Annotated in this window: 20 protein-coding genes; 13 read left to right on the top strand and 7 right to left on the bottom strand. The window is 72.3% G+C overall.

Annotated features, from left to right (window positions below; all coding sequences use genetic code 11):
• From OG444_RS07480 to OG444_RS07500, 5 genes are all read right to left on the bottom strand, one after another.
• Window positions 1-990 carry a hypothetical protein gene (locus OG444_RS07480; protein WP_327261396.1) on the bottom strand — a complete coding sequence of 330 codons (990 nt, stop codon included), beginning with the start codon at window positions 988-990 and terminating at the stop codon, window positions 1-3.
• Complete coding sequence (dapE, locus tag OG444_RS07485; protein WP_327261397.1) at window positions 987-2,087, bottom strand: succinyl-diaminopimelate desuccinylase; 1,101 nt, start codon at window positions 2,085-2,087, stop codon at window positions 987-989. The genes OG444_RS07480 and dapE overlap by 4 nt, the downstream gene beginning before the upstream one ends.
• Complete coding sequence (locus OG444_RS07490; protein ID WP_327261398.1) at window positions 2,084-3,433, bottom strand: hypothetical protein; 1,350 nt, start codon at window positions 3,431-3,433, stop codon at window positions 2,084-2,086. The genes dapE and OG444_RS07490 overlap by 4 nt, the downstream gene beginning before the upstream one ends.
• Window positions 3,430-4,848 carry an MFS transporter gene (locus tag OG444_RS07495; RefSeq protein WP_327261399.1) on the bottom strand — a complete coding sequence of 473 codons (1,419 nt, stop codon included), beginning with the start codon at window positions 4,846-4,848 and terminating at the stop codon, window positions 3,430-3,432. Before OG444_RS07495 ends, OG444_RS07490 begins: the two co-directional genes overlap by 4 nt.
• A gap of 543 nt (window positions 4,849-5,391) precedes the next feature.
• On the bottom strand, window positions 5,392-6,390 hold the full coding sequence (locus OG444_RS07500) for a helix-turn-helix transcriptional regulator (protein WP_327261400.1): 999 nt from the start codon (window positions 6,388-6,390) through the stop codon (window positions 5,392-5,394).
• 589 nt (window positions 6,391-6,979) lie between these two features.
• On the opposite strand from OG444_RS07500, the gene OG444_RS07505 reads away from it, so the two are divergent.
• From OG444_RS07505 to OG444_RS07560, 12 genes are all read left to right on the top strand, one after another.
• Window positions 6,980-7,366, top strand: coding sequence for a hypothetical protein (locus OG444_RS07505; RefSeq protein WP_327261401.1), 387 nt, complete (start codon window positions 6,980-6,982; stop codon window positions 7,364-7,366).
• 95 nt (window positions 7,367-7,461) lie between these two features.
• A complete protein-coding gene (locus tag OG444_RS07510) occupies window positions 7,462-7,671 on the top strand; it encodes a hypothetical protein (RefSeq protein ID WP_327261402.1) in 210 nt (69 codons plus the stop codon).
• 455 nt (window positions 7,672-8,126) lie between these two features.
• On the top strand, window positions 8,127-8,852 hold the full coding sequence (locus tag OG444_RS07515) for a TauD/TfdA family dioxygenase (protein ID WP_327261403.1): 726 nt from the start codon (window positions 8,127-8,129) through the stop codon (window positions 8,850-8,852).
• An 87-nt stretch (window positions 8,853-8,939) separates the two neighbouring features.
• Window positions 8,940-9,974 carry an AurF N-oxygenase family protein gene (locus tag OG444_RS07520; RefSeq protein WP_327261404.1) on the top strand — a complete coding sequence of 345 codons (1,035 nt, stop codon included), beginning with the start codon at window positions 8,940-8,942 and terminating at the stop codon, window positions 9,972-9,974.
• A 103-nt stretch (window positions 9,975-10,077) separates the two neighbouring features.
• On the top strand, window positions 10,078-11,388 hold the full coding sequence (locus tag OG444_RS07525; protein ID WP_327261405.1) for a KamA family radical SAM protein: 1,311 nt from the start codon (window positions 10,078-10,080) through the stop codon (window positions 11,386-11,388).
• 68 nt (window positions 11,389-11,456) lie between these two features.
• Window positions 11,457-12,902, top strand: coding sequence for a GNAT family N-acetyltransferase (locus tag OG444_RS07530; protein WP_327261406.1), 1,446 nt, complete (start codon window positions 11,457-11,459; stop codon window positions 12,900-12,902).
• A complete protein-coding gene (locus OG444_RS07535) occupies window positions 12,899-14,140 on the top strand; it encodes an Ldh family oxidoreductase (protein WP_327261407.1) in 1,242 nt (413 codons plus the stop codon). The genes OG444_RS07530 and OG444_RS07535 overlap by 4 nt, the downstream gene beginning before the upstream one ends.
• Window positions 14,137-15,471 (top strand): ATP-grasp domain-containing protein, encoded by a 1,335-nt coding sequence (locus tag OG444_RS07540; RefSeq protein WP_327261408.1) that lies wholly within the window; start codon window positions 14,137-14,139, stop codon window positions 15,469-15,471. The genes OG444_RS07535 and OG444_RS07540 overlap by 4 nt, the downstream gene beginning before the upstream one ends.
• Window positions 15,468-16,820 carry a GNAT family N-acetyltransferase gene (locus tag OG444_RS07545; protein WP_327261409.1) on the top strand — a complete coding sequence of 451 codons (1,353 nt, stop codon included), beginning with the start codon at window positions 15,468-15,470 and terminating at the stop codon, window positions 16,818-16,820. Before OG444_RS07540 ends, OG444_RS07545 begins: the two co-directional genes overlap by 4 nt.
• Window positions 16,817-17,737 (top strand): branched-chain amino acid transaminase, encoded by a 921-nt coding sequence (locus OG444_RS07550; RefSeq protein WP_327261410.1) that lies wholly within the window; start codon window positions 16,817-16,819, stop codon window positions 17,735-17,737. Before OG444_RS07545 ends, OG444_RS07550 begins: the two co-directional genes overlap by 4 nt.
• Before the next feature lie 175 nt (window positions 17,738-17,912).
• Window positions 17,913-19,169, top strand: a complete 1,257-nt coding sequence (locus OG444_RS07555; protein ID WP_327261411.1) for an ATP-grasp domain-containing protein — start codon at window positions 17,913-17,915, stop codon at window positions 19,167-19,169.
• Entirely contained in the window at window positions 19,166-20,287 is a 1,122-nt protein-coding gene (locus OG444_RS07560; protein WP_327261412.1) for an alpha-hydroxy acid oxidase, read from the top strand. Before OG444_RS07555 ends, OG444_RS07560 begins: the two co-directional genes overlap by 4 nt.
• Before the next feature lie 120 nt (window positions 20,288-20,407).
• On the opposite strand, the gene OG444_RS07565 is transcribed toward OG444_RS07560, so the two are convergent.
• Window positions 20,408-21,022, bottom strand: a complete 615-nt coding sequence (locus OG444_RS07565; RefSeq protein WP_327261413.1) for a cysteine hydrolase — start codon at window positions 21,020-21,022, stop codon at window positions 20,408-20,410.
• Window positions 21,023-21,098: 76 nt separating this feature from the next.
• Here OG444_RS07565 and OG444_RS07570 point away from each other — a divergent pair, with 76 nt between their 5' ends.
• On the top strand, window positions 21,099-21,557 hold the full coding sequence (locus OG444_RS07570) for a pyridoxamine 5'-phosphate oxidase family protein (protein WP_327261414.1): 459 nt from the start codon (window positions 21,099-21,101) through the stop codon (window positions 21,555-21,557).
• A gap of 61 nt (window positions 21,558-21,618) precedes the next feature.
• On the opposite strand, the gene OG444_RS07575 is transcribed toward OG444_RS07570, so the two are convergent.
• Window positions 21,619-22,539 (bottom strand): LysR family transcriptional regulator, encoded by a 921-nt coding sequence (locus tag OG444_RS07575; protein ID WP_327261415.1) that lies wholly within the window; start codon window positions 22,537-22,539, stop codon window positions 21,619-21,621.
• Window positions 22,540-22,548: the final 9 nt, after the last annotated feature.

Raw genomic sequence — 22,548 nt, forward strand, 5'->3', positions numbered from 1 at the left:
CTATCGGCGCGCCGCCGGGGAATCGACGAAGGCGAGGACCTCGTCGAGCGGCAGGTCGAAGACGGGGACCGCGCGCTCCATGTCCAGGTCGAGCAGGCCGGCCGCCCACGCGCCCTGCTCCTGGCTGCGCTTCACTGCCGTCTCCGCCTCCAGGATCTGCGCGAGAGGGGCCAGCGGCCGGAGCATGAGGTCGTCGCGGCCGGCCGACCGCAGGGCGCCGAGGAGCAGTTCCAGTACGAGGTTTCCGCCGCCCTTGCCGAGACCGGCGAAGGAGGCGTCCACATGTACGGCGCCTGCCGCGAGCGCGGCCAGGGTGTTGGCGAAGGCCAGCCGCAGGTTGTCGTGGGCGTGGAAACCGAGCGGAACCGGCACCGACGAGTGCAGCGCACGCATCAACTCCCCTACGGCGTCGGGGGTGAGGCTGCCGTTGGAGTCGGCGACGTACAGCGCCTGCGCCCCCAGCTCGGTGGCGCGGACGGCTGCTGCCACCGTCAGGTCGAGGGGGTGGGCGCTGACCCGGATCAGGTTGACGACCGCCTCCAGCCCTGCCTCCCGAGCCCCGGCCAGCAGCGCTGCTGCCTCGTCGACGCGGGTCACGGGGAGCGGGAAACGCACCCCTCCCACGCCGCAGGCGGCCAGGGCGTTCCAGTCCGGGGCGCCGGCGAAGGGTTTCACCATCATCAGGACGGTGGCGGGCGAGGCAGCGTCGACGAGGGCGCCGAGCAGTTCCGCCGAGGGGGAACCGCCGCCTCGGTTGCCCGGTGCTTCCCCGGTGCGCCGGACGTCCGGGACGAAACCTTCCGTGTAGCCGACCTCGATGCGGGGGACTCCGCAGGCGGCGACGGCGCGGACGACCGCGTGCGCCTGCTCGTCCGTCCAGGTGTGGCCGTTCAGGTAACCGCCGTCGCGCAGGGTCACATCGGTCACCAGGACGCGGGAGGCGCGCTGGACGGGCTGCCGGCCGAGCTGGGCGAGTGTGGGCGCCGTCATGAGCTGAGCACCTGCTTCAGTAGGTGGAAGACCTCGAAGAGTTCCCGGCGGCCGACGCGTTCGTCGGGGCCGTGTGCCAGCTCGGGGTCTCCGGGGCCGAAGTTCGCCGCGGGGACGCCGAGCTGTGCGAGCCGGCCGGCGTCGGTCCAGCCGAGTTTCGGCCGCACCCTGCCCTCGGCCAGGGTGCTCAGCCGACGCAGCACCGGATGCTCCAGGGAAGGATGGGCGGCGGGCGAGTCCAGCGTGATCACGAGTTCCTCGGCCTCCGGGCCGAGCAGCTTCTCCACCTCCGCGAAGGCCTCCTCGCGGCTGCGGTTCGGGGCGTACCGGGAGTTGACATGCACCACGCACCGGTCGGGCACCACATTGCTGTCGCCGCCCGCCTCGACGCCCACGATCTGCAGCGCCTGCGGATAGGTCAGGCCGTCCAGCGTCACGGGCTGCGGCTGGTGGTCCGCGCAGCGTGCCAGGGCGGGCAGGGCCCACTCCACCGCGTTCGTCCCCTGCCAGGGGCGGGCGGTGTGTGCGGCGCGCCCGGGGAAGGACGCACGGACGCGCAGGCTCCCCTGGCAACCGGGTTCCACCCAGCCTCCGGTCGGCTCCAGGAGGACCGCCGCGTCGGCCCGGAGCAGTTCGGGGTGGCCGGCGGCGAGGTGGTGCATGCCGCTGAGGTGGCTGCCGGACTCCTCCCGGTCGTAGAAGACCAGAGTGCAGTCGTACCGGGCCTCGGCCACGGCGTGCTCGGCCAGTGCGAGCAGCACCGCGAGGCCGCCCTTCATGTCGACGGCGCCCCGGCCGGTCACCTCGTCGCCGTCGAGCGCCGTGGGCTGGGGCGGCGTCGCCGCGCGCACGGTGTCCAGGTGCCCGGCGAGCAGGACCCGTGCGGGGCGACCGCGGTCGCTGCGGGCGATGACGCAGTGGCCCAGCCGGACGACCTCCAGGTGGTCCAGCTTCCGCAGCCGTTCTTCCACGAAGTCGGCGATCGCCGACTCGTCGCCGCTCTCGGACGGTATGTCCACCAGACGCAGGGTGAGTTCACCGAGAGCCCCGGCCATGTCCGCGATCTCGGGAGCCGTGGCCCCGGCGGGCGGCGTCACACTGCACCGCTCTCGTCCTCGCGGTGGAAGCAGCAGCCGACCCTCGCACCCGCCCCCATGCTGACCACGCTCACGTCCGGGTCGCCCACCCCGCGCACCACGGACCCCGCGTAGTGGTCACCGGCCATGAAGACGCCCCAGTTCAGCACCTGCGACGCGGTCTCCCCCCGGTCCGGGAAGGGCTCGGGGGCGGGTGCCACCCTGCGCTGTACGACAAACGGGCTCCGGAAGGCGTCGTCGAGCGCTTCGCGCCACTGCGCCGGGCTCATCGACCAGCCGGTGGCGACACCCGCGCCGCCGTGCAGAAGACTGGGCTTGAGCACGAGGGACGCCTGGTTGTCCAGGCAGTAGGACTCCAGATCGACGTGGTCCCCCGCCACCTCGACCTGGCCGCGCCGCAGGCGTCTCGTCCAGGGGACGAAGCGGTCCACCAGTTCCCGGTCCCCGCCGGACAGGGTCGCCCTGACCTGCTCCTCGCCGAGGAGCGCGAGGGCCCGCTTGTTGCCGTACATCTCGGTGTCGAGCGGGGCGAACACGGTGACGCCGCCGGCTTCGTGGCAGCGCAGGATCGGGTCGATGAGGTCGATCTCACCCTGCTCCTCCAGCAGGTCCTCGATGATGAAGAACCGGTAGACGATGTCGACGGGGCGACCGTCGGCGAACAGCCGTCCGCCCTCCTCCTTCAGCTGACCCGTGTGGCAGGCCACCGCGTCGACGCCGTGGTCCGCCAGCAGCCGGGCCATGAAGCCGAGCCTGCGTTCAAGACCCGCAAAGCTGCCGGGCGTGTCGACGATCGCGACGAACGGCCGGTCGCCCCACCAGGGCGCGCGGGCGGAATCGAGCATGACGCGGACGATCTCGCCCAGCGTGTCGGCGTACCGCAGGCGCTCGCGCTGCGTGAAGTCGGCCACCGCGGGGACGTCGAGCAGCGCCCGGTTGATCTCGGCGTTCTCGAAGCCGCCGAGAGCGCTGCTGAGGTTGAACTCCAGGAGCCGGAACCCGTCGCCGTCGTGGTAGAGGTCGGCCCGTCCCAGCGGTACGGGGTCGGCGCCTGCCGTCCGGCGTACGGCGTCGGTCTGCGAGCGGGTCATCCCCACGAGTTCGCAGTAGCGGCCGAGGTCACCGTCCGCCACCCGGTCGGGAAGGGTGGTGAGCAGCCGGAACAGTGCCGACAGGTCGCGCCCCAGGCCTTCCTGCTGCGCGTGTTCGAGGAAGAGGGGCCGGTTGAGGAACGCTCCGCCGTAACCGGTGCTGAGGAGAGGCGAGTCGACGGCCTTGCGGATCGCCTCGCCGGTGGAGCGGTGGTCGACGGTGGCGAGGTAGTGCTGTGTGATGCCGTTGGTCACGGCGTCTCCCTGGTTTCGCTGGTCTCGATGGCATGTGCGGTGGAGTTCTCCGCGGCGGGTGAACGGGAGTTCTCCATACCGGGCGTGGCGGATGGGGCAGAGGTGTCAGGTGTGGCAGCGGTGGCGGGTCGCTGGTCCGTGCCCGGCCGCTGCGCCGGGTCGGGTGGACGGTGCGTGCCGCCCCGCAGGCCGAACGTCCAGGCAGCAGCGGTCGTCAGGACACTGAGTACGCCGGCTGCCATGAACACCGGCCGGGGGTCGCCGTGGTTCATCGTCGTCAGCGCGCCGCCGGCGAGCGCACCGACCGGGCTGGCCGCCAGCGCGGCCACCTTCGCCGTGGCGGTCACCCGGCCCAGCAGGGGTCGGGGCACGAGGCGTTGACGCAGGGAGCGGATCAGCACCACCGCGGTCACCGTGGAACAGCCCAGCAGCAGGTTCAGCAACAGCAGCGGAACCAGTGACGTCGCCACCCCGAGCGAGGCCAGCGCCACGCCCAGACCGGCCGCGCTGAGCGCGATCAGCGTTTCGTGCCGCATCCTGGCGCCGAGCCGGACCGCCACCGCCGCCCCGAGCACCCCGCCCGCACCGCCCGCGGCGACGACGGCACTCGCCGCGGAGGTGCCGAGGTGGAGGGTGTCGCGCAGGTAGAACACCAGCAGGTAGCCGACGGCGAGGAACAGGTTGGCGCTCGCCTGGAGGCAGGTGACCAGGAGGACGACGCGCAGGGACCGCAGGCAGCGGAACCCCTCGGCCAGGTCCCCACCCACCCCGCGCAGCGCTTCCTTCAACGGCGGGGAGGGGGCCCGGTTCGTACGCTTCCTGCCGCGCAGGGCGTGCAGGACGGTGGCGAAGGACACGGCGAACGTACAAGCATTGACCACCAGGGCCACTTGGAGGCCCCAGAGCGCCGACAGCACACCGACCAGTCCGGGCCCCACGATCTGTGCGCCCTGATTCGCCGCTTCCAGCAGCGAGTTCGTGCGTACGAGCCGTTCCTCCGCGACCAGGTCCCGCACCGCCACCGTGAGCGCGGTCTCGAAGAAGACCCCGGCCCCCGCCGCCACGAAGGCCAGAGCGAGGATCACCGGGACGCGCAGCTGCGAGGTGGCCGCGAGCAGGGCGAGGCTGAGGAAGACCCCGAACCGTACGGCGTCCATGGCCAGCATGACGTTGCGGGGGTTCAGCCGGTCCACCAGGGCCCCGGCGGGCAGGCCGACCAGCAGATATCCGACGGTCCGCGGGATGGCGGCCAGCACCGCGGCGTACGGGGACCCGCTGACCTGGAGGACGACCAGCGGGATCGCGAGGATCGCGAGGCCGTCGCCCATCAGGGACACGCTCTGTCCGCCGAGGAAAATGCGGAGCGCCAGGGGCGAAGGCTGGACGGGCGCCGCTGTGGTGATGTCCTTCGTCATTCGGGCCAACCGCCTCTGCCGAGCGTTCTGGATTCTTCGGATTCCGAAGTCGTGTAAAGGAATCGAGGCGCGATGGCGACATCGATACGCCGCGGAATTCCGTTCTTCACGGAATTCGTGGCGCCGTACACGCAGAACACGATGGGACGGGCAGTGATCCCGGGGCAACCGTTTCGATGTGGACGGTAGCGGCCATGGCATTCACGGGCCAGCGATATATCGGACCAAATGGGACAGAATCGGCTGGAGTTGATGAATCTTTAACCAACGAGAAGCCGCACCACGACCGCTCCGCCGTGCGCGGGAATTGTCCGAACGCGGGAATCGCGCGGGCGGGAATCGCGCAGCGGGAATTCACCCCAAGGGGATCACACCCTGGGGATCGCGCGGATGGCACGGGAGGCGTTCCACAGAATTCGCGCACGCCCGGAGGACCCCATGGATCACATCGGGAACAGGAACGGCCCCCGCGCCCCTCTGCGCCCGGAAAGCGAAGGGAGGCGGGTCGCGGCCCCGGGCCGGGCCGGGCCGGGTCAGGTCAGGTCAGGTGCGGTTCGGGGGGAGCCAGCCGTTCTGGACCGCATGGACGCCCGCCGCGAACCGGCTGCGCGCCCCCAGGGCGTCCATCAGTTCGGCCGCGAATCGCCGGGCCGTACGGGAGGACACTCCGAGCCGCTTGGCGATGGCCTGGTCGGTGAGCCCCTGGGCGAGCAGCCGAAGAGCCTCGTGGTGCTGGCGGGTCAGCCCGTTGGTGTCGCGTTCGACCGCGGGACCCAGCGGGCTGGCGGCCTGCCAGGTGTTCTCGAACAGCTCGCACAGGGCCGTGGTGATGCCCTGGCCGGTGAGGACCACGGCGCCGCTCTGGGCATCGGTGGTGTCCAGCGGCAGAACGGCCTCGTTCCGGTCCGCGATGATCATCCTGATGGGCAGGCTGGGAGCCGTACGGACCTGGCCGCCGTGCTGGTGGAGCCAGTCGACGTGGCGCAGGGTCGGCTGATGGTTGCGGACGCTGTCGAGGTAGATGGTGCGCATGGTGACACCGCGTTCCAGCAGCTCCGCGTTCGGCCCGCGACTGGCCTCGAGGTCGCTCTCCGTGTGCGCGCCGCCCGGAGCGAAGGTCATGATCTCGTGCTCGACGCCGGCGGCGAGCCGGGCGAGCCGGGCGCGTATCTCCTGCGCGCCGGTCAGCTGCTCCGCGCGGAGCCCGGCGGCGGGCCCGCGCAGAGCGGAGCATTCGGCGACCAGTTGCGCGGCTGCGGCCCGAGCGGACTCGACGCGCTCCTGGTGGGCGGCGAGCTCGGCCTGCTGGCGGGCGAGCAGCAGGTTCATGGCCTGTTCCGGCCCCATCACCCGGAACGCGGTGTCGGCCTGGCCGGACGGCCGGACGAGCGCCAGGGAGCTGAGCCGGTCGAGGCAGTGGCGCAGCGTGTCCTCGGGCAGGCTGAGGCGCTGGGACAGTGCGGCTATCCCGTCGTCGGGATGGGCCAGCATGGCGCGATAGACGCGTTCGGTATCCGTGTCAAGTCCAAGCGCAGCCAGCATGGGTGGGAACTCCGGTCAATGATCGCGTATGTGGACGGGTGGTGAAGGATCGGTGCGGTGTTCGGTGAGGGACAACGGTGATCCTGCCTGAGGGGATGCCTCAGGGCGACGTCAGGTTGCCTCTCGGCGCGCCCGGTTGGGACCACGGCCCCGGCGACCGGGGTCCGCCCCGGTGACGGTTGCGTCCGGAAAAGAATCACCGCGGCTGCGTCGGAGGTGTATCAATGGGCAGTCGGACCTCGGGGGGACGTCCGGCCCGCGGGCCCGTGGCCGGAAGGGCCTCAACTACCCTGGCCGATATCCGGCCTCAGCAACGCGCGCACCAGGACGGGGACCCCGGTGGTGCACCCTGCGGTCTCGGTACAACCGAGCCAGCGGACCCTGCACGACACTTGAGCCCTGGCCGCGTCCCGCCACAGGCCTGGCGCCGATCCGTCCGACAGACGCTTCCGCAGGCGGATCACCCGCGGACGTCCGGTGCCGCGAAGCGCCCGGCACGCAAAGCCACGGCACCGCACCGCACAACACGACACAGCACCGCACCGCACGGCACAGCACGCAATTACGCGCGAGAGACGAAGGGGGAACCGTGTACCTCGTACATGTCCGTCTCGACGGGCCTGCGGACATGCCGCTGCCCGAGGAGACGGGAGCTCTCTTCACCTGCTGCGCCGACCCCGACGACGGCCTGGAACACATCAGCCTGCACCCGGACGCCCCCGGCGGACCGGTCGTCGGTCTCTTCCTCACCGCACCCCGCTTGGCCGCCGCAGAACTCCGGGCCGCAGCGCTCTGCATTCGTACGCTCGCCGCCCATTCCCGGCTGGCGTCCTTCCGGCTGGCTTCCTGCGGCGTGGTGCTGGTTCCGGAGTACTGGGACGTCCTGGCCTCCCCGTCACCGGTGGACGGGATAGGACACGACATGTTCCGTCCACCGGTATCCCCTTCCGACACCACCGGCGAGACGACAGAGTAGGTACACCGGCGAGGCGGGAAGAGGAAATGCGCTTCCGGGCGAACGTCGGTTGTCCACCGCCAGAACAGAAAGCAATTCACGAAGGGCCCCTTTCTGTGAGATCCACACCGACTCTCAGGACCGTCGCCGCCGGCTTCATCGCGCTCGGCGCCCTCCTCTTCACCCCGGCGGCCTCCCAGGACGGCGCGCCGTCCCTCTCTCAGATCCGGGCGGACGGTCCGCTCCCGGTGACCGTGCCGACCGGCAGCACGCTCCACCGCAGCACCGGTCCCATCGACCCGAGCGACGTGACCTGGGGCAACTGAGCCCCGGCACCCCTCCTCGGGTCCGGGGCCCGTGAGTACGACCGCCGCTCGGGCCCACGGCTCCCGGCGGACCGGGCGGGCCCCGGCACCGCTTCACCACTTCACCACTCAGGGCCGGGCGTCGGCCGACCCGCCGCGGCACCCCTGAGCCGCCGGCACGCGCGCGGACACCGGGCCCTCCTCCCCGGCTGCGGCGCCGGCCCGGAGACCGCGTAGGTCTCCCGTGACCCCGGACGCCCCGGACGCCCCGGTCACCTCCGGCACCTCGGGCGCGCCGAGCACCGGCCACTTCACGGCCGCATCCCTCGAGGAATGCCTCCTCACGGTGCGCCGGACCCCAACTCCCTTCAAGGGCGCTCCCCTCAGGAAGCCTCCTCTCAAGGGCAGCATGTCCCTCCCGGTGCACCCGTCCCATGCGTCCCCACCCCAGGAAGAGACATGGAGCAGCGCAGACCATGACGACCGCCACCACACCGCGTACCCAGGAACTTCTCGACCAGGGCTACACCCTGCTCGAGAACATCACCACCGACGAGGAGGCCGCCGACGCCCTGCGCGACTTCGGCACCCTGATGCCGCAGTACGACGGGCAGTTGCGCTACCAGGTGAAGGCCGCGCCCGGCTTCGAGGACCGGCGCTATTCCAAGAGCACCAACACCATCCTGGTGCACACCGAGGCACCCGGCTGGAACCCGCCGCCCCGGTACCTCGCCCTGCACTGCCGGGTCCAGGCCCGCTGCGGCAGCGGACACACGGAGCTGGCCGACGCCTACGCCCTCACCGCCTCCCTCAGTGAGGCGGAGCGCCTGGCCGTGCACGGCGAGGGCGTCGACTGGGTGGGCCACAACACCGGAGGAACCGGCACCGCCGGAGTCCACCGCCCGGTGGTGGAGCGCACGCCCGAAGGCCGCGACGTCGTCCGGTTCAGCTACAACCTGCTGACGGCGGGCCACTACGATCCGCCCGTCGACGCCGACGTACCTGCCGACGAGCTGCCGCTGGGCGCCCTCGGCCGCGAACTGGCCGTGCGAGCCGAGGCGTTCTTCCGCGCGCACAAGGTCTCCGTCCTCATCCCGGAGAACTCGGTCCTCGTCTGGGACAACCACCGGATGCTGCACGCCCGCTCCTCCTACGGCGACGCACGGCGCCACCTCACGCGCTACTGGCTCCGGGAGTCGTGAGCCCCGCCGCGCACCACCACCGCCGCCGGAAGGCGGCGCCCCGACCACCAGCCGTGCCGACAGGCACCGCCCCCTGTGAGGAATGTGATGAACGGCGATTCCCCGACCGCCGGACGCCCCGACGAAGCGGCCGACCAGGAGTTCCCGGGCCCCCCGCTTCCCGAGGGTGTCCCCGACTTCGACCCGAACGACCCGGTGGAGAGCGCCGTGATCCGCCGCCTCGTCGGGAACTGGCACCGCAGGGCCACCGTCAAGCGGGACGAACCCGACCTCGACGAGCTCTTCGACCCGGCGCGCGCGGACTACCCCGAACGCATCCTGCCCTTCCACGACCACCCGACCTACCGGGCCCTGAGCCCGGAGAAGCAGTCCGAACTGCTCAGCTGGGCCTGGATCGCGTACAACCGGCACACCGTCATGGCCGAGCAGAAGGTGGCCAACCCCGCCTTCGCCCTGGTCATGGAGGGCGAGTATCCGGGCCTCGGCGGGGAAGCGCTCAACCTGTCGCTCGCCCAGGCCATGGTCGACGAGCAGTACCACACGCTCATGCACCTCAACGCGAGCGCGGTGACCCGCCGCCGCCGGGGCCGCGCCATGCCGGACAGCGCGCTGCCGCTCTCCCACACCGCACGCGTCCACCAGGAACTGCGGGACCAGGCCGTGGAGCGCTCGGAGAAGTCCCTGACGACGCTGGCCTTCGCCACGGTCTCCGAGATATCCATCAACGCGTACCTCGACCTGCTCGCCGAGGACACCGCGATCCAGCCGATCAACAGCACGACCGCGACGCTGCACAACCGCGACGAGTACTGCCACGCGTCCATCTCGCACGTGCTCGCGGAGATGGTCTACGCGCACCTGAACACCTCTCAGCGCAGGTATTTCCTGGACATGCTGATGGAGGGGCTGGACGCCTTCGTGGCCAACGACTACTCGACCTGGCACCGGATCGTCGACCTCGCGGACGTCGCGGGCGGACACGAGATGCTCGCGGACTGCCAGGCGCAGGCGGGCCGCGGACGGCTGGTCCGCGACTACACCGGACTGCACAAGCTGGTCGAACAGATGGGCGTGGCCGACCAGGTGGACTTCGACTGGTCCCGCTCCCGCGTCGATTCCTGATGTTGAGCTCACACACCACGGCCTGAGGCTGCCCCCGTACGAGCTGCCCTCGCACACGACAGGTGGCGGACACCCCGCCGCCGAGGACCACTGAGGATTCCGGGTGAAGACCTACTCCCACGAACGCCTGGCGGCGCTCGCTCGCGACCGCGGCATGTCCGACGAGTACCTGCGCGACCTGCGAATCGTCTCCTCCGTCCTGCCCTTCAAGGTGAACGAGTACGTCGCCGACCAACTCGTCGACTGGTCGGCGGCGCCCGACGACCCGATCTTCCGGCTCACCTTCCCGCACCGCGACATGCTCCCGCCGGAGATCTTCGACAGCATCAGGGCGCTGCACGACGCCGATGCGCCGCGCGACGTCCTGCGCAAGGCCGCCGCCGACGCCCAGGAGCTGCTCAACCCGCACCCCGGCGACCAGCTGGAGGCCAATGTGCCGACGCTGGAGGGCCGCAGGCTCGACGGGCTCCAGCACAAGTACGCCGAGACGCTGCTGGTCTTCCCCTCGCAGGGCCAGACCTGCCACGCGTACTGCGGATACTGCTTCCGCTGGGCCCAGTTCGTCGGCGTGGCCGAACTCCGCCAAGCACTGCGCGCGCCCACCGACCTCACCGGCTACCTGACGACCCATCCCGAGGTCACCGACGTCCTGTTCACCGGCGGCGACCCGATGATCATGAAGACGGAGGTGCTGAAGCGCTGGATCGAGCCGCTGCTCAACCCGGCCATGGACAGCGTCCGCACCCTGCGCTTCGGCACCAAGGCGCTCTCCTACTGGCCGGCCAGGTTCACCACCGACTCCGATGCCGACGACCTCCTGCGCCTGCTGGAGCGCTGCGTCGCGGCGGGCCGCCACGTCGCGGTGATGGCGCACTTCTCCCACCCGAGGGAGCTGGAGACTCCTGTCGTACGGGAGGCCATCGCCCGCGTCCGTGCGACCGGCGCGGTGATCCGTGCCCAGGCACCCCTGATCGCGCACGTCAACGACAGCGCGGACGTGTGGTCCTCGATGTGGCAGCAGCTCGTGGAGCTGGGCGTCGTGCCGTACTACATGTTCGTCGAGCGGGACACCGGCGCCCGCAGCTACTTCGGCGTCCCCCTCGCCAAGGCGCTGGACATCTACAACGATGCCATCCGCGGGGTCTCCGGACTGGCCCGCACCGCCCGCGGCCCGGTGATGTCGGCGGCCCCGGGGAAGGTGCTGCTGGACTCCGTCAGCACCATCGCGGGGGAACGGGTCTTCTCGCTGCGTCTGCTGCAGGCCCGTGACCCCCAGCTGGTGGGCCGGCAGTTCTTCGCACGCTACGACCCGGCCGCCGAGTGGTTCGACGACCTGCGCCCCGCGCTGGGGTCCTGGTTCCCCGGACTGCCGGACCCTGCGGCGCAGCAACCGTCACGTGTGTACGCCCGATGAGGATCACCGCGCACGAAACCAGCCTGACGCAGCGCCACCTGTGGCGTTCCGCCCGGGAGGCCATCCCGATGACGCGGACAGTGATCGTCGAGGTCGAGCAGGACGGTGTGTCCGGCTACGGCGAGGCGTCCTGCTTCATGACGGACCATTACAACTCCGGCCTGGAGCGGATGCACGCCGACCTACGGCGGGTCGCGCCACTGCTGGCCACGCTGAACCCCGGTGAACCGGGCGGGCCGGGCGATCCGGGTGGTCCCGGCGGCGTCTGGCGCCGTCTCGCCGCCGCGCTGCCCGCGTCTCCCTTCGTGCTCGCCGCCCTCGACACCGCGACGACCGACCTGCGCGCCCGCCTGCTCGGCCTCCCGCTGTGGGCATCCCTCGGCCTCGACCGACCGCAGGGCCTGCGCTCCAGCTTCAGCATCGGACTCGACACCCCCGAGACGATGGTCCGCAAGCTGCGCGAGCGGCCCGGCTGGTGCGCGTACAAGGTCAAACTCGCGGACCCCGGCGACCTGCGCATCCTGCGGGAACTGCGTGAACAGACCGACGCGCCCTTCCTCATCGACGGCAACTGCGGCTGGGAACTCTCCCGGCTCGTGCCCGCCCTGCCCGACCTGCGGAACCTCGGAGTCCGGCTGATCGAGCAGCCCTTCCCGCGCGCCGCCTGGGAGGAGGCCCGCACCCTGAAGGACCTCAGCCCGATCCCCGTCGTCGCCGACGAGAGCATCACCTCGCCGGCCGATCTGGACGCCTGCGCGGAGGCCTTCCACGGCATCAACGTGAAGCCCATGAAGGCCGGCGGCATCACCCCGGCCCTCACCTTGCTGCGCGCCGCCCGGGAGCGCGGCCTGATCACCATGCTCGGCTGCATGCCCGAGTCCGCCGCCGGGGTCTCCGCCACCGCGCACCTCGGCGGCCTGGCCGACCATCTCGACGTCGACGTGGTCGACCTCCTGGCGGTCGACACCGGACAGGGCCTCGCCCTCGATGCCACCGGGCACGTCACCCTGCCCGACCGCCCGGGCTCCGGTTACCTCCCGGACCCCGCGGCCCACGGCTGGTACGTCCACCGCGTACCGGCCGCCCGCGTGCACCCGGTCCGCCAGGAGGTGCTCGGGCCCGCACACCCGGCGGAGGGCCGCGCCCACCCCGGGGACGGACTCCCCGCCACCCGTCACCTCGCCGCCCTCAGGCAGGGCCGTGCGGTGGGCTGCGCGTCCCTGTACGCCGAGGACCCGCCGGACGGGTGCGCCGTGCCGGGGTCCCGGCCCGGACGCGGGCGGCGGCTGCGCGGCATGGCCACGCTCGGCGAGGTGCGCGGCACCGGCGCGGGCACCGCACTCCTGCGGACCGCCCTCACCCTCTCCGCTCTGGACGGCGCCGACACCGTCTGGTGCCGCGTCGACGACTCGGCCGCGGGCTTCTACCGCAAGCACGGCTTCGAAGTCCTCGGCCGACCCCTGGACCTGCCGGGAACCGGCGTCCATCACTTCATGCACAGGAGCATCCGTTGAGCGCTGAAGACCCGACCGGGACACCCGACGCCGAACCCGCCCCGCCCCGCGGGGGCCAAGTGATCCATGCGCGGCAGGCACGCGTGCTCGCCCGAGAGGCGTTCGCGTCCGCGGGCCTGCCCGCCGAGGCCGCGGAGCAGGTGGCCGACGCGCTGGTCATCACCTCGCTGCGTGGCATCGACACCCACGGCCTGCGCCTGCTCCCGCAGTACCTCACGGAGCTCACCACCGGGGTGGCCCGGGCGACGGCGTCTTCGATCGTCGTACGGGACAGGGGTGCCGGGCTGCTGATGGACGCCGACGGTTCGCTGGGCGTGCTCGCCGGGCTGTCGGCCGCGCGTCTCGCGGCCGAGCGGGCCGCGGAGTTCGGCGTCGCCGCGGTCGGCGTGCGCAACTCCAACCACTTCGGCGCCGCCTCCGTCTACACACGGCAGCTGGCGCGTCAGGGGCTGGTGGGCATCGCGCTCACCTCGGCCGCGTCCCGGGTGGCGCCGTACGGAGGCATCGAGCCGCTGTTCGGGACCAACCCGATCAGTGTGGCCGCGGGTGGCGGGGACGAGGAGTTCGCCCTGGACATGGCCACCAGCCAGGTCTGCTTCGGCGAGGTGAAGCAGCGCAGGGCCGAGGGCCACGGTCTGGACGGAGGCTGGGCGACCGATCGTCAGGGGCGGCCCACGTCGGACCCCGAGGAGGCATACGCGCTGTCGCCGCTGGGCGGTTACAAGGGGCAGGGTCTGGCGATGGCCGTCACCCTGCTCGGAGCCGTCCTCACCGGCACCGCACCCGACTGGCGACTCGCCCAGGTCGGTGCGGGCGGCGCGGGACGGAGCCGGGGGATCGGGCACCTGGTACTCGCTCTGGACCCGGCCGCGTTCACCGGTACGGAGGACTTCGGCGCCGGACTGACGGACCTGCTGGCCACGGTCCGTACCGCGGCCGCCGCCACGGACGGGCCCGTCCTGGCCCCGGGTGACCCCCAACGCGCCCACGAGCGGTACCGGGAGACCCGTGGCATCCCCCTGGACTCCCGCACCGCGGCGGTGCTCGCCGAACAGGCCGAACGGCTCGGCGTCCCGGGGCCCGTACCCGCGTCCGGCCCGGTCGGCGGGACGGTCCGGGTGGCCACGGCGGCTCCCGGACCCGGCGCCTGCGACGGCAACGCGTTCAGCGCTTCCACCGCGTCCGCCCCATCCACCGCATCCACCGCATCCACCGCGTCCGAGGAGGTTTCCGCATGATCCTCGTGCTGATCAGCCCCCGCCAGGCGGGGCTGCCCTTCGCCGCCTGGCTGCCGGAGGAGGCGGGCCGGCTGGTCGCGGTCACCGCCGCCGGGACCGACGTGGGCTCCGGCTTCGCGGAGGTCGTCACCGTCCCCGACTACACCTGCGACGACGCCGTGCTCGCCGCGGCCGGGGAAGCCGCCCGAAGGCACCGCCCCCGCGCCGTACTGGCCCTGGCGGAGGCCGACGTCGAACGGGCCGCCCGACTGCGGAGCGAACTCGCGCTGCCCGGCCTCGACACCACCGCAGCCGCCGCGTACCGCGACAAGGTCCTGATGAAGGAGTACGCGCGCACCGCGGGAATCCCGGTGCCCGCCTTCGCACCTGTCGCCACGGTGCGCGACATCACGGACTTCATGGCCGCCCACCCCGGCCGGGTCGTCGTGAAACCACGAAGCGGCTCCGGTTCCACGGGCGTGCACGTGATCGACGCACCCGGCCGGGCGGCCCCCCTGGCCGACCTGCTGGCGGACGGCTCGTACGAGGTCGAGGAGTTCGTCGAGGGCGCCCTGCACCACGTGGACGTCTTCCGGGTGGGGGGCGAGCAGGTGGCCGCCGTGGCGTCCCGGTACACGGGCGCGGGCTGCCTGACCCACTGGGCCGACGCCCCGCTCGGCTCCCGCAACCTCGATCCCGCCGACCCGCTGCACGAACGACTGGTCGCGCAGACATGGCGGCTGATCGACGCGCTACCGTCCCCGGACACCATCTGCGCGCACGCCGAGTTCTTCGTCACGGGCAGTGGGAGCAGCAGCGGCACCCGTAGCGGCGACGCCGGCAACGGCCGGATCGTGCTCTGCGAAGTGGCCGCCCGCGTGGGCGGCGGCCCCATTCCCACGATGCTCCGCCACATCCTGGGCGTCGACCCGCGAGAGCTGTGGGCCCGTGTGGAGTGCGCGCTGCCCGTCGCGCTCGACCGGGTACGGGAACACGCGCGCACCGCACCCCGCGCCGCCTTCTGCGGCATCCCACCGAAGCGGGGCCGGGTGCTGCGGCTGCCCGAAGCGCCGCCCGGCGCACAGGACTTCGCCGTCCACACCCACATCGGGGACGACTGGAGCGGGGAACGCTACCGCCTGCGCAAATCCGGCGACTTCCTGGCCAGTTGGGTGGTGACCGACCCTGACGCCGCCGCTCTGGACGCCAGGCTCGACGACACCGCACAGCAGGTCAGCGCAGGCTTCGGCTGGGAATACCCGCAGGAGACCGCTTCGTCCGCGATCCCTTCTCCCACGGCGGCCGTGCCCGCGACCGCCGGACCGGACCCGGCCGAAGGAGGCGCGCGATGACCGGAACGCGACCAACTCCCGCCCCCCCGGCGCCGGACGGCCCGTACACGGCGCGTCTGCTGCCACCCGGCCACTTCCCGCAGAGCAGCGATGTCACCGGCCCCGGCGGCCCGGACCTCGTCTGGGACGACCCCCGCTGGCTGCGCTTCACCGCGCGCACGGACCTCCACGAGGTCCGCTGCCTCGAAGTACTCGAAGGGCAGCGCCCGGTGGCCCTGGCCACGCTGCTGGTCACCGCCGAGGCGGGCGGACTGCTCTTCTACGACGCCCCACGGCTGGCAGGCACGCCGTCACCCATGGCCGAGCCCGAACTCCTCGACCCGGCCGACCGCGAACTCTGGGACAGGTACACGGCGTCCCTGCCCGAAGGCCGCCCGGACCACTACCCTTCGCTGGCCCTCGCCACCTTCGGCAACCACCACGGTGTGGCCCACTCCCCCGGCCGCTCCCCCCGCCAGCGCACGGCGGTCATGGCGGCGCTCCCCGCCCTCCTCCAGCGGGCCGCGACCGAACTGGGCTGCCGCAGCACCGCCCTGCTGTACGTGGGCGAGCCCGACGCCGAAGCGATGGACGCCGCCGCCGCCCGGGCCGGGTACCACGCCACGCTGCTCGGCGCCGAGGCCGTGCACCAGCTGTACGCGGACAGCACGGCCAGTGCGGCCAGTGCGGACACCGCCGACAGCGCTGACACCGAGGACGCCGCGGACCGCTGGGAGTCGTACGTCGCCGGGATCAGCAGCCGCCGTCGCCGGGGCCTGCGCAAGGAGGTCGCGGAGTACGAGCGGGACGGCTTTCGCACCGTGGCCACCACCGGCCCGGGAGCCGTCGACGACACCGTAGTCGCGCTCCAGGTGGCCCACCGGGCGAAGTACGGACTGCCTGGAGGGCACGATCGGGTCCGCCGCGACTTCGACGCGCTCCGGCAGGAGATCGGCGAGTCGTGCGTGGTGCTGGGCGCCGTGCGCGAGGACCGGATGCTCGGCTTCGCGCTGTACCTCAGAGCGGGCGACTCGCTCTTCCTGCGGACCGTGGGCTTCGCCCCCGAGGCCGCGGGCTGCTACCTCGCCCTCACCTACCACGAGACGACCCGCTGGGCGCTCGAGAACGGCATCCGCCGCATCCACTACGGGCTCGCCACCTACGAGGCCAAGTTCCAGCGCGGCTGCACACTGCGGCCCCGCTGGGGCTGGTTTGCCTTCCACGGGCCGGACGCCGACAGCTACCGCGAAGTGCTGGCCCTTCAGTCCCGGAGCGTCGAACGCCGCCTGGAACGGGTGGGCAGCCCCGCCACCCCCGTACCGTCCCGCCTCCCTTCCTCCTCGCACCCGCCCTACGGAGCCGCCCGATGAAGCTCACACCCACCAGCGACATCTGGATGGACGGCAAGTTCGTCCCCTGGGACGAGGCGCAGGTCCACGTCCTCACCCCCAGCCTCCACTACGGATGGGGTGTCTACGAAGGCATCCGCGCCTATCCCACGGCCCGGGGCACCGCCGTCTTCCGGCTGCGCGACCACCTCAGGCGGCTGCACGACTCGGCGCGCGTCTACCTCATGGACCCGGGCTACAGCGTCGACGAACTGACCGAGGCCAGCGTCGAACTGCTGCGCCGCACCGGCCTGGGGGCCGGGTACCTCCGCCCGCTCGTGTACCTCGAGTACGGCACGATGGGCGTGGCACCCCGGCTGGACAGCGCCAGGGTCGCCATCGCCGCCTGGCCCTGGGGCTCCTACCTGGGAGAGAAGGCCGATCAGGAGGGCTGCCGACTGGCGGTCAGCAGCTGGCAGCGCAACGGTGTCCACTCCGTGCCGCCGCTCGCGAAGGCCACCGGCGCGTACGTGAACTCCGCACTGGCCAAGGTCGCCGCGGTGCGCGCCGGGTACGACGACGCCCTGATGCTCACGCCCGGCGGGCACGTGGCCGAGGCGTCCGCCGCGAACGTCTTCGCCGTACGGAACGGCGTGCTGCTCACCCCGCCGGTCAGCGACAACATCCTGCCGGGCATCACCCGGGACACCGTCATCACGCTCGCCCGCGACCTCGGCCACGAGGTCAGGGAACAGAGCCTGACCCGCAGCGAGCTCTACGTCGCCGACGAGGCGTTCCTCACCGGCACCGCCGCCGAGATCGTCCCGATCGCCTCCGTCGACGACCGCTCGGTCGGCGGCGAGGGCTGCGGGCCGGTCACCCGGCAGCTGCGCGAGGCCTTCCAGGACGTGGTGCACGGCCGGACGGCCGGCCGCGACGACTGGCTCACCCACGTATGACAACCCCCCTTTGACCAAAAGCAGTCGAGAGCACGCACCGGAGATCTCCCGAGGGAGATTCCCCGCACGGGTCCGCGCGGGCCCGCATGCGGGTCCGCGTGCGGGCCACCGTGACGAGTGCGCGCCAGCCACCGTACGAAACCCCCGTACATCCCTTACACCGAGGTGAAGAGTCATGTCCGAGCACGTCCTGGTCATCGGCAGCGGCCGAGACCTCCCCACCCGCCTCCGCCGGGCCCGGCCCGGCACCCGGACGACCGTCATCTGCCGTCTGGACTACCTGTCGAGACTCCGCGAGACCACGGAGCACACCCGGGTCATCGGGGTGCGTACCGACGCCCCCGACGACGAGTGGATCGCGCTCGCCCGGACCGTGCACGCCGGCCATCCGTTCACCCGCATCGTGGCCTTCGGCGAACGCGACCAGGACAAATGTGCGGTGGTCGGCGAGGCGCTGGGCCTCGCCGCGCACTCGCCGCGGACCGTCGGGCTGGTGTACGACAAGCAGGCCATGCGGGCCCGGCTGCGCGAGGCCGGGATCGACTCCACCGCCTGCGCCCTGGTCTCCGACGCCGGCGAACTCCGGGCGTTCCTCGCCGCGCACGGCACCCCCTGCATCGTGAAGCCGGGCAGCGGCTCCTTCAGCAAGGGCGTCGCCCTGGTCCGCGAGGAGGACGAGGCCGAAGCGGCCTTCGCCAGGGCCGGCGGGGAACTCGGGGACTTCCGCGGCGCCGAGGTCCTGGTGGAACAGTTCCACGAGGGCCCGCAGTTCAGCGTTGAGGCGTTCTCGGAGGCGGGTGAGCACCAGATCGTCGCGATCACCCGCAAGTACTCGGACCCGCTGACCTTCGTCGAACTGGGTCACGTTTCGCCCGCCGACCTCGACCCTGACCAGCAGAAGCAGGTCCACGACTACGTGGAGCGGATCCTGGACGCCCTGGGCGTCGGGTCCGGGGCCACCCACACCGAGATCGTCCTCGGCGCGGCGGGACCGCAGGTGATCGAGACGCACGTACGCATGGGCGGCGACGAGATTCCTGCGCTGGCACACGACGTGACCGGCGTCGACATCGCCGAATGCCTCATCCGCCACACCCTTGGCGAAACGGTCCTCCCCGGCATTCGCGCCACGCTCGCCGAGCCGCGCACCCCGCGGAGTTCGGCGATCTGGTTCGCCGCCCTTCCCGCACCCGGAGTGCTCGCCGCGACCTCGGGTCTCGAAGAGGCCCTCGACGTGCCCGGGGTGACCGAGGTGCACCTGCTCACGCCGGCCGAATCCACCGTCGGCACCCTGGAGTCCTCCGAGTCGCGCGTCGCCTACGCCCGCGCGCTCGCCCCGACTCCCGAAGCGGCGCTGTCCGCCGCCCAGGAAGCGGTGAACCGCCTGAGCTTCCAACTGCGAGTACGGGCCGCGGGCAGAGGAGCACTGTGACCCCCTCCCCACCTGCGCGGTCCGCCCCTCAGCACCCCCACCGCATCACCCTGGCCGATTTCCGTGCCGCCGCCCGCGAGGTCCTGCCCGCCACCGCGTTCGACTACCTGGAAGGCGGCGCGGCGGACGAACGGACGGTGCGATGGAACGCCGAGGCCTACGAACGGCTGGCGCTGCTGCCCCGGGTCCTCACCGGCACCTCGGGCGTGGACACGCGCCGCACCCTCTACGGCACGGAACTCCCCTCGCCGATCGTGCTGGCACCGACCGCCTCGCACGGGCTGTTTCACCCCGAGGCGGAAGCGGCCACCGTACGCGGCGCCGCGGCCACGGGAGCGCTCACGACCGTGAGCACCTTCTCCACCCTGACGCTCGAAGAGATCGGCGCCGCGGCCACCGGGCCGTGGTGGTTCCAGCTGTACGTGCAGAGGGACCGGGCGCTCACGGAGGAACTGGTGCACCGGGCCCGTGAAGCGGGGGCCGGTGCTTGCGTGGTCACCGTCGACACGCCGGTGACCGGCCTGCGGGAACGGGACCTGCGCAATGGATTTGCCCTCCCCTCCCACGGGACCCCCGCCAACCTGGCAAGTCCGGGCGGCCCCTCGACCGGCTCGCGCCCCTGTGCACCCGGATCCACGCACCAGGGCATCCACGACCCGCGGATCGACCCGGCGGTCGGCTGGTCCGACCTCGAACGGCTGCGCACGGTGTCCGGGCTGCCGGTCCTGGCCAAGGGCATCGTGCGCCCCGACGACGCCCGCCGGGCGGCCGAAGCCGGAATCGGCGTCTGGATGTCCAACCACGGGGGCCGCAACCTGGACACGGCAACCGCTCCCCTCGCCACACTGCCCGCCGTCGCCGACGCGGTGGCGGGCCGGGTTCCGATCGTCGTCGACGGCGGGATCCGCCGCGGCACCGACGTGGTGAAGGCGTTGGCGCTCGGGGCGGACGCCGTGGCGATCGGCCGCCCGTACGTCTGGGGCCTGGCCGTCGACGGCGCCGACGGCGTCAGCGCCACCCTGCGCGCCCTGCGCCGGGAGACGGAACTCGCCCTCGCCTTGCTGGGCGCCCCGGACCTGGCCTCGCTGACCCCGGACCTCGTGGGCCCGGCCTGGTGAACCTCCGGCTGCGAGGCCGGGGCCGCCTGATCCGTCAGGCCTCGATGCGGGCCACCACCACGACGGTGCGTCGAGTCGGCACGCGATCACTTCGGACGGCATCCGCCCCGCTTGCGGGGGTCAGGTCGCGGGAGCCCACTGCTCGAGCAGTTCCTCGGCCGTGGTGATGGCCGCCACCAGTGCGAGGGAGTTGCGGATCACCTCCGCGGTGCAGGAGGCGGGCACTCCGGCGATGGCGTCGGCGGGGACCACCACCTGGTAGCCGAGGTTCACGGCGTCGAAGACGGTGTTCGGGATCGCGATGTTGGAGGAGACCCCGGTGACGACGAGGGTGCGGATCCCGAGATTGCGGAGCAGGGCGTCCAGATCGGTGCCGGCCATCGGGGAGAGCCCGTGCAGCCGGCGCACCACCAGGTCCTGCTCGGCCACCGTGATGGGGGCGGCGACCTCCACCGCCGGGCTCCCGGTCAGCTGGCGCACCGGCAGCTTCCCGGCGGCCCGGAACAGCCGTGCGTTGGCGTTCGCCCCGCGTCCGTCGGGCCGCCGCTCGGCGACCGCGTGCAGCACCTGTACGCCGGCCCCGCGCGCGGCGTCGGCCAGCGCGGCCACACGTGCCAGCATCCCGGAGTCCCGCGCCTCCTTGGCCAGTTCGGGCAGCGCGCTCTCCTCGCCCACGACACCGTTCTGGCACTCGACGGTGAGCAGCGCGGTGGTGGCGGGATCGAGATCCGGCATGGCTCCCCCTGGCGTGGCGACGGAAGAGCCCTCATGATTCCTGACACATAGTCAGATGTGAAGGGGCGCGGGACGGATGGACGAGACTCAGCGGCGGGGCCGCCGCATCATGATGAGCGACGCGGAAGTGGACGCCTTCCTGCGTGAGCAGCGGACCTGCCGGGTGGCGACGGTCTCCCCCGACGGGCGCCCGCACGTGGGCGCCCTGTGGTTCGCGTGGGACGGCAGCTCGCTGTGGCTGTACTCGATCACGCGCAGCCGGCGCTGGTCCGACCTGCGGGGGGACCCGCGGATCTCGGTGGTCGTGGACGCGGGCGAGTCGTACGACGAGCTGCGCGGCGTGGAGCTGTCCGGGAGCGCCGTGTTCGTGGGCGAGGCTCCGCGCACCGGCGAGCCGTGCCCCGAACTGGCCGAGGCCGAACGGATCTTCCCGGTCAAGAACTTCGGGATCGAGCAGATGCCGCACGACGGGCGGCACGCCTGGATCCGCCTCACACCGGAGTCGGTGGTCTCCTGGGACTTCCGCAAGCTGTAGCGGCCCGCGTGGCCGAAGGTGCTCGACGGAGATCCTCGGCCGAGGTCGTCGGCGGAAGCCGTCAGCGGAGCCCGGCGGCCGCCTGCTGCAGGCTGTCGACCGCGGCCCGGATGGAGGGCCTCCGGTCGGCGTCCGCACGCCAGACGGCGTACACGTGGCGGCGCACGCTGTCGCAGACCGGCAGCAGCCGCACCCCCGGCGGCACGGGGCCGCGGCCCAGCTTCGGCGCCACGCACACCCCGAGGCCGGCCTCCACGAAGGCCAGCTGGGTGTGGTGCTCCTCGGCGATGTGCGCGATGCGCGGCTCGATGCCCGTCCCGCGCAGGGTGAACACCAGCCACTCGTGGCAGAACTGCCCCTCGTTCCAGGAGATCCAGTCGTCGTCGCCGAATTCGGCGAGGGAGATCCCGGCGCTCCGGGAGATGCCCGTACGGTCGGCCAGCGGGTGGCCGGCCGGGACCGCGATGTCGACGGTGTCGTCCAGCAGGTGTGTCCGGGTGAGCTCGGCGGGCACCGGCATCCGCTTGTTGTGCCAGTCGATCGCCAGCGCCAGGTCGAGATCCCCGCGCACGACGGCCGCCATGCTCTCCTCGGGCTCCTGCTCGCGCACCCGGACGCGCAGCTCCGGATGGCCGGTGCGCAGCGCGGCCAGGGCCTGGGGCAGCAGCCCGCGCATGGCGGTCGGGAAGGCGCCGATGCGCAACTCGCCCACGGCGCAGCCCCGCTGGGCCTCGACGTCGGCCTGGGCGAGTTCGACCTGGGAGATGATCCGGGCGGCGTGGTCGGCGAGCAGCCGGCCGGCGTCGGTGAGCCGGACCCCGCGCCCATTGCGGGCCAGCAGGGGCTGGCCGATCTCTCGCTCCAGCTTGGCCATCTGCTGGGACACGGCGGAGGTGGTGACGTGGAGCCCGTCGGCCGCACCACTGACCGAGCCGTGACGGGCGAGGGCGTCGAGGGTGCGCAGCCGCTCCAGGTTCAACATGTAAGCAAT

This window comes from Streptomyces sp. NBC_01232, assembly GCF_035989885.1.
GTDB lineage: Bacteria > Actinomycetota > Actinomycetes > Streptomycetales > Streptomycetaceae > Streptomyces.